Raw genomic sequence first — 9,972 nt, forward strand, 5'->3', positions numbered from 1 at the left:
ACCCTAGTATGAGCGTTTACAAGCGCATTGGTTCATTACGGGCCAATGCGCTTTACGTTTTACGCCATAGCCCTCAAAGCCGATATATTTTACGCTCGCTCACCGCGCCTCGTTTTTACCTTTTGGTTATAGTAAGGAAAATAATAATGATCATCCCCAATAACGCCCTTGGCCATAAGCTCAAAAGTCTACAAGCGACTGCCAGCACTTTGTTGCGTGGTGGCCGCGGTAATATGGGCACGCCCACACCCATGCAGCCTGATGAGATGTTGGTATTGTATGAGCATGAAGCCTGCCCCTATTCGCGCCGAGTACGCGAGGTCATGACACTGCTCAATCTTGATTACGAAAGCCGTCCCAGTCCGCATAAAGGCCACGTCTACCGTGATGAGCTCAAAGCGATGGCAGGTCGGGCACAAGTACCGTTTTTGCTTGATCCCAATACAGATGACCAAATACTAGATTCTCAAGCGATCATTGATCATCTGTTTGCCCACTACTCCAAAGTGGGTGTGACCCCAGAAAAATATCAAGATCCTGATGGAGATAATGCCACGCTCATCAATAAAACCGCCAGTATCGCGTCTATGATGCGCGGCGTAAAGGCGATCAATCCTAAGAAAAACCAAGCACGTGGTAAGCCTGATGAACCGCTGCATTTGTACGGTTTTGAAGCCAGTCCATTTTGCCGTTTGGTACGTGAAAAGCTGAGCGAGCTTGAAGTGGGTTATATCAATCATAATGTCGCGCGCGAGCAAATTGAAGACATTGGTGTTTTTGGCATGCGCCTAAATGTCGGAAAATACAAACCCATCAAAGGTGGTAAGCGTGAACGCATCATGAATGAGGTGATGGATGGCAAGCTACAGTTTCCTTATCTGATCGACCCGAATACCGATACCAAGTTGTTTGAGTCAAAAGACATCATCAGTTATTTAAAAAACACGTATGGCTAGCATTGCCTAGATGACAGGCGCTGACAATGAGTGACCCTCGGCGCTATTTTGCACATTGAGACGTCATTTTTTTGGAATTTCAGACTATGACGTCTGCCTTTGTTATGATGATGCTTCTCACTTTTTTAATGACAGCCAAACTTATGACCACATCCAATTCGTTTGTATTGACCAGCTATAACATCCACAAAGGCATGTCACCGCTGAATCGCCAAGTCAAAATGCAAGGTATCGCTCAAGCGCTTGAGGCGGTCGGCTCAGATGTGCTGTGCTTGCAGGAAGTACAAGGCCGAAATCTCAAACGTAACATGCAGTACAACGAATACCCTGACCAATCACAGCACGAATGGTTCGGCGAGTTTTTGGACTTAGAAAATAGCTATGGTAAAAATGCAGAGTACCAAAACGGTCATCATGGCAATGCGGTACTTAGCCGCTTTCCCCTTGACCCCAAGCACAACGTCAATATCACCGTCAACCGCCTTGAGCAGCGTGGTGTGTTGCATTGCGAGGTGCAGCGAGAAGGTTGGGCGCGCCCACTGGTGGTGCTGTGTGTGCATTTGAATTTATTTGAGCACGACCGTATCAAGCAATATCAGGCCATCAGCGACTACGTGCGCCATGCCATTGATGATGATCAGCCGCTGATTTTGGCAGGTGATTTTAATGACTGGAAAAAGATGTCCTGTGACAAGCTGGCAGGTGACTTAGGCATGGTTGAAGTGTTCAAGGCCTGTCATGGCAAGCTTCAGCCAACCTTTCCAGCAAAACTGCCTGTGCTGAGCCTTGATCGTATTTATGTGCGCAATTTGTCGATCAGACGCGCGTGGGTGCACAGCGGCAAACCGTGGTCGAGCTTGTCCGACCACTTGCCGATTAGCGCTGAGCTGGTCTTTCCGGTTTAAGCCATGGTGATGTTTTTTCACTGTTATATCAACAATCAAATAATCCAATAAATAATAAGGATATCTTTTATGTCTCAAGAACAATCGCTTCCTGATACCCAGCACGCGGTATTGATTCGCGACTTTGGCGAACCTGAAGTCATGCATTATCAAGATGATGTGGCTGTACCCACGATTAATGACGGTCAAGTACTGGTCAAAGTCCACTATGCGGGTATCAACCCCGTCGATTACAAGACCCGCCAAGGTAAAGGCTGGGGCGCGGACAGTATTCGTAAAAACAAATTTGAACATGATCAACCTGCCATTTTGGGTTTTGATGTTGCTGGCGAAGTGGTACATAGTCATGCGTCTGATTTTGAGGTTGGTGATAAGGTGGCGGCGCTTAACTTTGGCGGTGCATGCTATGCTGAATACGTGGCGGTCGATGCCAAGCTGCTGGCCAAAGTGCCAGAAGCGGTCACGATGGAGGCGGCAGGCGCGTTACCATGCGTAGGGCTGACCGCGCTCCAGTTTGCTGATTTTGCGGATATTCAAGCAGGCGAACATGTGGTGATGAATGCACCCGCAGGCGGCGTTGGTCACCTGCTGATTCAGCTGTTGATGGATCAAGTGGCGCGTGATGATATCAATGTCACCGTGATTTGTTCACCAGAAAAATACGCCAAGCTTGAGCAACTGATAGATACTGACAAGCTGGCAGGCTGGATTGACTATACCAAAGAGGAAGACTTTCCTGATCTGCAAGCTGACGTGCTACTGGACTTGGTCGGTGGGGAGGCTGGCGTACGTGCGCTAAGCGTGCTCAAATCTGGTGGCCGCGTTAATGTATTGCCGACCATTTGGGTCGATAAGCTCAAAGCGGCTGGTAGTGAAAAGCAACTGGAAGTAGCAGGGTATGCTGCCAAACCCAGTGGCCAAGACATGGCACGTATCCTACAAAAAGTCGCAGACGGCACCATCACACTGCATCTACAAAAGACGTACCCACTTGCTGACGTGGTTGCTGCCCATCACGATATCGAAAAAGGCGACAGCTTTGGCAAATTGGTATTGGCTGTGACGCCATAAAACGGATTGTTTATTTTAAGCAGCACTTAGAGAGTCAGTACGCACCCTCACAGCATCATCACATCAACCAACGCACTCAAAGGACACATCATGACAACGGATAACCGTACGGATACGACCACCACTGATCATATCGCCTATGAAGCACAGGTACGTGACGAGATAGACGCGTGGAAAAATCCAGATAGCAGTATGCTGGATAAAACCCTTGCTGCGCTGAGCACGCCCATTGATGCAGCAGGTGACGCAATAATGAGCGCGCCAGAACTGGGAGAGGCACTCAAAAAGACCACCAAAAAAACCATCACCGCATTGAGTGACGCGGCCAATTGGACGCTCAATACAGAAAACACCATAAAAGCGTATCAAGAGGCAGATGATATCGCAGGCCATTCTGTAAAGGATTTTGCCGATATTAAGGGTCTACCCATCGCTGTGGTGGACAAGCAGGTCAGGTTGCTAAAAAGTAAATACGTGGCGCTGACCAGTGCGCAAGGGGTCACCACAGGGGTGGTGGGCTGGGCGGGTATTCCCGCCGATGTGGTTGGGCTGATGACCGCCAACCTGCGTGCCATCGGAGACTATGCGACTTATTATGGTTTTGATATCAACGATAAAGGCGAGCAGCTGTTTGCCACGTCACTGCTGGCGGTCGCCACCTCGTCCTCTGCTGAAGCGCGGCAGGCGGCGTTAGAGGACACTTTGAGCATGATTAAAGACCCAGAAACGATGGCCTTTAACAAGGTCAATGAGGAAGTGGCATCACGGATCGTGCGTCAAACCGCAACGGCTGTGGCGACCAACATGGTCAAAACCAAAGCCGCGCAGCTCATTCCCGCTGTTGGTGCGGTCGTCGCAGGCGGCGTCAATGCCAACTACACGGCCAATGTATGTGAAGCGGCGTACCAGTGCTACCGTGCGCGCTTTTTGAATCGTAAAGCCTAACGTTGGCGCTGCTTTATAATATGGATGCTGGATGGGCCTTATGCCAAGTATGATGGGTTAAACTGTTTGCATCCGCCGAAAGGTGAGACTGATCCGACCAGTACTCACCTTTTTGCTTTTGGGGATACTGTGTTTCCAATACTGCTGCATCACCCCTGCCATGACCATCAGTTGCCCTGAGGATAAAAACAGCTGTGCTGTTTTGGTATTGGTTTGGTGCTTGAATCGCATTTTGCGCGTTGCACCCAGCGACAGCGCGGCAATCACAGGGCAGTCGCCCAGCTCTTTTTCGTCATCAGCATGATAGCCCATGCCCTCATCACCTGAAGGATAATAATTGAGCAAGCAGGCATTAAAGTAACCGCTGTCATCATCTACTGTTTGATCCTTTACAGCATGAGTGAGTAGCCCTTGCTTTTGTAACTGCTGCTCGGCGATACGTTTCACGTGAAACACTATTGGATCCCAATGATGAGCCAGTCGTGTGTGTCCTGAATAGCGATAACTTAAACCCTCATCTCCCATCCATACCGTCTGCCGCTTGGTCACATGAGTCTTGCCAAATAAGGCAACGATATCGGCTTGCCACGGCAACGTGGTCAACAGGTACTGATATAAGTCACTATCAGACATGTCATCTGGCAAATCAATCAGGCCAAAGTCATACAGCTCACCATCGCAGGGCAATAAGTTTTCGCGCGGGTTGGCAGGTAATAACGTGGCCATAGTGGGCTTCCTAAAGCATGTCTCACGCTGCTTGTTGATGAATGCGGATACCCGTTTTGATGATAACCGCACTGTGTTCAGGCAGCAGTATGGTGTGCCACATGGTCAGCCATGATGAGCTGGGCACATTGCTCAGGCGCTTCTATCGGCAGCAAATGGCCATATTCTGGCAGCATGATGATGCGCTCATCAGGGATAAAAGTTTGCCAGTTGCGTCTGACTTTATCACTGACGAACAACGTCGGTTTGCCAAGGATCAGGGTATAAGGACAGCGCAGTTGTTTGAGCGCTTTATCGGCATAGGGCGTGCCGCAGTAGTTGGCTAACTCCTGATCGGGGGAGAACATCAGCACGTAGCTGCCATCTAATTGCGGCTGCAAGCTATTTTTGGCAAAAGTATATAAGTGCGCGTCACTAATACGGCGAAAAGCCCGTCGCGGCCGCAAATACTCATAAAAATCACTCACGCTGTTCCACGTGGTTTGTTTGGCGATGGTGCTTTTAAACGGCTCGCGTCCCACTTTAAGCGCACGCGGCATCAAATCGTAAAACATCACCTGCGCTTTGGTAAACGTCACTGGTTCAATCAAATACAAATGGGAAAACAAGTCAGGACGTTTGGCGGCGGCGATGGCTGTGGCGGTTGCCCCTTGGGAGTGCCCAATACCGATGATGGGGCCATCTTGGGTACGCTCCAAAAAAGCAATCAGCCAGTCAGCATCTTGCTCACGGGTGATGGTTTTGGCGCGCAGTTTGTCATACCAATAGCCGCGTAGGGCAAGGGCACTGATATCAAACTGCGCGGACAAATCGGTCAGTAGTGGCAAATAACCACCCACGGTAAAGCCGTTGCCACCATAAAAATGGGCGGCTTTACGCTTGTGCGGGTAGCCTGTATTTTGGGCATCGTGGGTATGGTGAGGGAGGTCGGTCAGCTGATAATAACGCGCTTGCTGACCATCAATGTCGAGATGTTTGGCAAATGATTCCATAGCACAGTGATTCCCTAAGGTGTGTCGCGGCACATTTATGACCAATGGTTCAATATAACTGATGAACGTCAATAATGGTATCAAAAATGATAGCAGATAGAAGTCTGTACCGTGGTAAATGATGGTGTGGTGGTGTCTGTTAGCCGCCGACTTTGTCAGTAAAAACTTAGTCAGTAGCGGCTTAGTCGGTGGGCATGGGACGTCTCAGTTCTCTTAGTCGTCTTCACCCAAAAATCCGCCACTTTGTCTTTGCCATAATTTAGCATAGACACCGTCTTGTGCCAGCAGTGCCTCGTGACTGCCTTGTTCAATGATGCGACCTTTATCCATGACAACCAAGCGATCAAGGGCTGCAATGGTGGACAAACGGTGCGCAATGGCGATGACGGTTTTGCCCGTCATCATATCGTTTAAGCTTTCGGTAATAGCAAACTCGATCTCCGAATCCAGCGCACTGGTGGCCTCATCAAGCAGCAAGATCGGCGCATTTTTAAGCATCACGCGCGAGATGGCGATACGTTGGCGCTGACCACCTGAGAGCTTGACGCCGCGTTCACCGACTTGGGTATCAAGGTCAGTGTTGCCTTTGTCATCGCTCAAGTCTTTGATAAAGTCCCATGCTTGTGCTTGCTTGGCGGCTTTAATGATGTCGGCATCGGTGGCATCTGGGCGACCATAGGCGATATTTTCACGGATGGTGCGATGCAATAGGGACGTATCTTGGGTGACCATCCCGATTTGCTGGCGTAGTGACTCTTGGGTGACGTCATCGATCGCTTGTCCGTCGATAAAAATCTTACCGCTATTCACATCAAAAAAGCGCAATAACAAATTGACCAGCGTGGATTTACCCGCGCCTGAACGGCCAACCAAACCGATTTTTTCACCTGCTTTGATGTCCAAATGGAAGTCATCGAGCAGTTTCACATGGTTGCTGGCCAGCGCGGTACCTGCCGTGTGCGCCTCATCGACACGCGCACCCTCATCATCGGCAGCGCTCATATCATCTTCATAACCAAAATCAATATGGTCAAAAACGATATGGCCGTCGGTCACCGATAGCGTTTGTGCATCAGGCTTGTCGGTAATTTTTTGCGGTGCCGACAAGGTACGCATGCCATCTTGTACCGTACCGATGCTTTCAAACAAGCTGGTGGTCTGCCACATGATCCAGTGGGTCAAGCCGTTCAAACGCAGTGCCATGGCGGTCGCAGCAGCAATCGCACCAACACCGACGTTGCCTTGTTGCCATAAATACACACCGATACCCGCCGTCGAACCGATCAAAATCACACTGATGGCATGGTTGACCACTTCTAGATAGCTGACCCAGCGCATCTGCGCATGCACCGTACCCAAAAATTGATTCATCGCATATTTGGCATAACCCAGCTCGCGCTGTGAGTGGCTAAACAGCTTGACGGTCATGATATTGGCATAGGCATCGGTGATGCGTCCAGTCATCAAGGCGCGAGCGTCCGCTTGTATAATCGCCGTTCGTTTAAGCTTTGGAATAAAGTACCACATGGCCAAGCCAAACAGCACAAACCAAATAACAAAAGGAATCAGCAGCAGGCGATCCAAATTAAATAAAATCACCCCCGTGGTAACAAAATATACCGTGACATACATCATCATATCGGTGATGGTCATGACGGTGTCACGTACCGCTAATGCCGTTTGCATCACTTTTGCTGACACGCGTCCTGAAAACTCGTCTTGATAGAACTGCATTGATTGCCCAAGCATGCGGCGGTGAAAACGCCAACGCATTTGCATCGGAAACACGCCCTGAATGACTTGAAAATGTACCAATGACGATAAAGCAATCCAAAAAGGACTGAGGATCAACACGGCAAACATCAGCAGCAACATATCGCTTTTTTCAGCCCACAAGGTTTGCGGCGTATAGGCACCCAGCCAATCGACAAGGTTACCAATCCACGCAAACAGCATGGCCTCATAGACCCCGACGCCTGCTGATAACACCATAAACAGCAGCAGCCAGCCGCGCAAGCCATGGGTACAGGCCCATAAAAAACGCAGCAGTCCATGACGGGGTATTGGCATTGGGGTGTCAGGAAAAGCAGGTAGGCGAGATTCAAAAAAGCGAAAGAGAGCGTTCATAGGCGGCGATAATACGTCAAAACAGCGGCGGTTTTGCGTGGTTACTTATGTTAGTAAAATAGCATCGCATTTTAGCAAAACTTGCCAATGCTGCCTGCAACATAATTGTAAATTGATCTTAAGCGTTTCCCTATATTGCCCGATTAGCATTTTAATGATCATATGGATGAATAAATGAGTATGAGTATTCACGCATAAATAGATTGCCGTCACGGGCAGCGCCTGCTACCGTCTGCTTTTTTAGCAAAGTTCTTATCAATTGGTTTGTATCAGCTCAAGAATATGACCGTATGACAAGGGCTTAGAATGTGGCTTTGTGCCCAACAAGTGAAGATTTATGATGTATTTGACCTTAGCGGTGCTGTGTAGCGTCGCGGTTTCGGTACTGCTCAAAGTGCTGCGACTCAAGCATATAGACATTCGCCAAACCATTTTGGCAGGCTATCCCATTGCCTTTTTGCTGACATGGATATTGCTCAAACCAGATACCAGTGGCATTGCCACGTTAGGGCATGCGTGGGGCATTATCATCGCGCTTGGCGTGCTGCTGCCTGCCTTATTTGTGGTGCTCGGACGTACGATTGCGCTGGCCGGTATCGTCGCCACGGACGCCGCGCAGCGCTTGTCATTGATCATTCCCATCATCGCCGCTTTTATTGTGTTTGGCGAGCCGCTGTCTATGACACGAGTATTTGGGTTGGTGCTGGGATTTTTGGCACTGGCAGCGCTGGTATATCGCCCCAAATCGCTGCCTACCACTCATGCCATAAACGCGGCAGATGACACTGCTCAAACCCAAAGTAACAGCAGTAAAAATAGTGACAAGCGCACAAGTGTGTTTGCCTCAACCCCATTCTGGCTGTTTGCCGTGTGGGCTGGCTACGGTATGGTGGATATTTTGTTCAAGCAAGTGGCCAAACAAGGCGCGGCATTTCCACTGACGCTATGGCTGAGCTTTGCGTTGGCGGCAGTGTTGTTATTGATTTATCTGTGCCTTATGCGGGTGCGCTGGCAAGGCTCGGCGCTGCTGGCAGGGCTGCTGCTTGGGGCACTCAATATGGGCAACATCTACGCCTATATCCGCGCGCATCAGTGGCTGTCTGACTCGCCCAGCGTGGTTTTTACAGGAATGAATGTGGGGGTTATTGCAGTGGCAACTGTGATCGGGGTCGGAGTATTTAAAGAGCATTTAAACCGCATTAACTTATTGGGGCTACTGCTGGCGATCAGCTGCGTCGGCGTGTTGTTTTGGTGATTTTTAACCGACAGAAGATAGGCACGCCGCGCTTCCTATGTTAAGGTTATTTAAAAATAGTTTATTTGTTATTTACTCACCATATAGGATGTTCATAGAATGGAATACCAACAGCAATTGCAACGTATCAAAGATGGCACTGGATTTATCGCGGCACTCGATCAAAGTGGCGGCAGCACCCCAAAAGCGCTAGAAAACTATGGTGTTGGCAGTGATGCTTATGACAGTGACGAAGCCATGTTTGATGTGGTACACGAGATGCGTTCGCGTATCATGACTTGTGACTGCTTTGACAATGAGCGCGTCCTTGGTGCGATTTTGTTTGAAGACACCATGGATCGTCAGGTCAATGGCAAGTCGACAGCAGCGTATTTGTGGCAGGACAAAAATATTGTGCCGTTTTTAAAGGTGGACAAAGGCTTGGCTGAGCAAATGAGCGGCGTACAAGTGATGCGGCCCATGCCTGACCTTGACGCACTGCTTGATAAAGCCAATACCTATCCCATTTTTGGCACCAAAATGCGCTCGGTAATCTACGAGCCCAATGTCGATGGTATTGAGCTGGTGGTGCAGCAGCAGTTTGATGTAGCCAAGCAAATCATCAGCAAAGGCTTGATGCCCATCGTTGAGCCTGAAGTGGACATCAACAGCGCGGACAAAATTGGCTGTGAGCGTCTATTAAAGGCCAATATCTTAAACAACCTTGAGCGCTTGGGTGACGACCAGCAAGTGATGCTGAAGCTGACCTTGCCAGAAGAAGCAGGCTTTTATCAAGAACTCGTTGACCATCCAAAAGTGCTAAAAGTTGTGGCATTATCAGGTGGTTATAGCCGCAGTGATGCTTGCGCCAAGCTTAAGCAAAACCCTGGTATTATTGCCAGCTTCTCACGCGCCTTTACCGAAGGCTTGAGTCGTCAGCAAAGCGATGAAGAGTTTGCAGCGACGATGGATGCCTCAATTGAAGAGATTTATCAGGCGTCAAAAGTTTAATAGTA

Annotated in this window: 9 protein-coding genes; 6 read left to right on the forward strand and 3 right to left on the reverse strand. The window is 49.3% G+C overall.

Going from position 1 to position 9,972, the window contains the following annotated elements; translation table 11 throughout:
• Positions 1–146: 146 nt before the first annotated feature.
• The 4 genes from ACFI32_RS13240 (at position 147) to ACFI32_RS13255 (ending at position 3,877) form a co-directional block, all read left to right on the forward strand.
• Positions 147–956 (forward strand): glutathione S-transferase N-terminal domain-containing protein, encoded by an 810-nt coding sequence (locus ACFI32_RS13240; RefSeq protein ID WP_462627065.1) that lies wholly within the window; start codon positions 147–149, stop codon positions 954–956.
• A 143-nt stretch (positions 957–1,099) separates the two neighbouring features.
• Positions 1,100–1,861, forward strand: coding sequence for an endonuclease/exonuclease/phosphatase family protein (locus tag ACFI32_RS13245; protein ID WP_462627067.1), 762 nt, complete (start codon positions 1,100–1,102; stop codon positions 1,859–1,861).
• A 69-nt stretch (positions 1,862–1,930) separates the two neighbouring features.
• Positions 1,931–2,932: an NADP-dependent oxidoreductase gene (locus ACFI32_RS13250; RefSeq protein ID WP_462627068.1), complete on the forward strand. Its 1,002-nt coding sequence runs from the start codon at positions 1,931–1,933 to the stop codon at positions 2,930–2,932.
• Between the two features lie 90 nt (positions 2,933–3,022).
• On the forward strand, positions 3,023–3,877 hold the full coding sequence (locus ACFI32_RS13255) for an EcsC family protein (RefSeq protein ID WP_462627070.1): 855 nt from the start codon (positions 3,023–3,025) through the stop codon (positions 3,875–3,877).
• Positions 3,878–3,934: 57 nt separating this feature from the next.
• Here the strand turns inward: ACFI32_RS13255 and ACFI32_RS13260 are convergent, their stop codons facing one another.
• The 3 genes from ACFI32_RS13260 to ACFI32_RS13270 all read right to left on the reverse strand — a co-directional run bounded on the left by ACFI32_RS13260 (position 3,935) and on the right by ACFI32_RS13270 (position 7,722).
• Entirely contained in the window at positions 3,935–4,603 is a 669-nt protein-coding gene (locus ACFI32_RS13260; protein ID WP_462627071.1) for an alpha-ketoglutarate-dependent dioxygenase AlkB family protein, read from the reverse strand.
• Positions 4,604–4,680: 77 nt separating this feature from the next.
• A complete protein-coding gene (locus ACFI32_RS13265; protein WP_462627072.1) occupies positions 4,681–5,595 on the reverse strand; it encodes an alpha/beta fold hydrolase in 915 nt (304 codons plus the stop codon).
• Positions 5,596–5,808: 213 nt separating this feature from the next.
• Positions 5,809–7,722 carry an ABC transporter ATP-binding protein gene (locus ACFI32_RS13270; protein WP_462627073.1) on the reverse strand — a complete coding sequence of 638 codons (1,914 nt, stop codon included), beginning with the start codon at positions 7,720–7,722 and terminating at the stop codon, positions 5,809–5,811.
• A 337-nt stretch (positions 7,723–8,059) separates the two neighbouring features.
• Here ACFI32_RS13270 and ACFI32_RS13275 point away from each other — a divergent pair, with 337 nt between their 5' ends.
• Positions 8,060–8,977 (forward strand): EamA/RhaT family transporter, encoded by a 918-nt coding sequence (locus ACFI32_RS13275; protein WP_462627074.1) that lies wholly within the window; start codon positions 8,060–8,062, stop codon positions 8,975–8,977.
• A 99-nt stretch (positions 8,978–9,076) separates the two neighbouring features.
• Entirely contained in the window at positions 9,077–9,967 is an 891-nt protein-coding gene (locus ACFI32_RS13280) for a fructose bisphosphate aldolase (protein ID WP_462627075.1), read from the forward strand.
• Positions 9,968–9,972 lie beyond the last annotated feature (5 nt).

This window comes from Psychrobacter sp. PSi21, assembly GCF_054960615.1.

Coding starts and splice junctions, on each gene's coding strand:
- ACFI32_RS13255 (WP_462627070.1), top strand. CDS start 3,023: ATGACAACGGATAACCGTACGGATACGACCACCACTGATCATATCGCC.
- ACFI32_RS13245 (WP_462627067.1), top strand. CDS start 1,100: ATGACCACATCCAATTCGTTTGTATTGACCAGCTATAACATCCACAAA.
- ACFI32_RS13260 (WP_462627071.1), bottom strand. CDS start 4,603: ATGGCCACGTTATTACCTGCCAACCCGCGCGAAAACTTATTGCCCTGC.
- ACFI32_RS13280 (WP_462627075.1), top strand. CDS start 9,077: ATGGAATACCAACAGCAATTGCAACGTATCAAAGATGGCACTGGATTT.
- ACFI32_RS13250 (WP_462627068.1), top strand. CDS start 1,931: ATGTCTCAAGAACAATCGCTTCCTGATACCCAGCACGCGGTATTGATT.
- ACFI32_RS13275 (WP_462627074.1), top strand. CDS start 8,060: ATGATGTATTTGACCTTAGCGGTGCTGTGTAGCGTCGCGGTTTCGGTA.
- ACFI32_RS13270 (WP_462627073.1), bottom strand. CDS start 7,722: ATGAACGCTCTCTTTCGCTTTTTTGAATCTCGCCTACCTGCTTTTCCT.
- ACFI32_RS13265 (WP_462627072.1), bottom strand. CDS start 5,595: ATGGAATCATTTGCCAAACATCTCGACATTGATGGTCAGCAAGCGCGT.
- ACFI32_RS13240 (WP_462627065.1), top strand. CDS start 147: ATGATCATCCCCAATAACGCCCTTGGCCATAAGCTCAAAAGTCTACAA.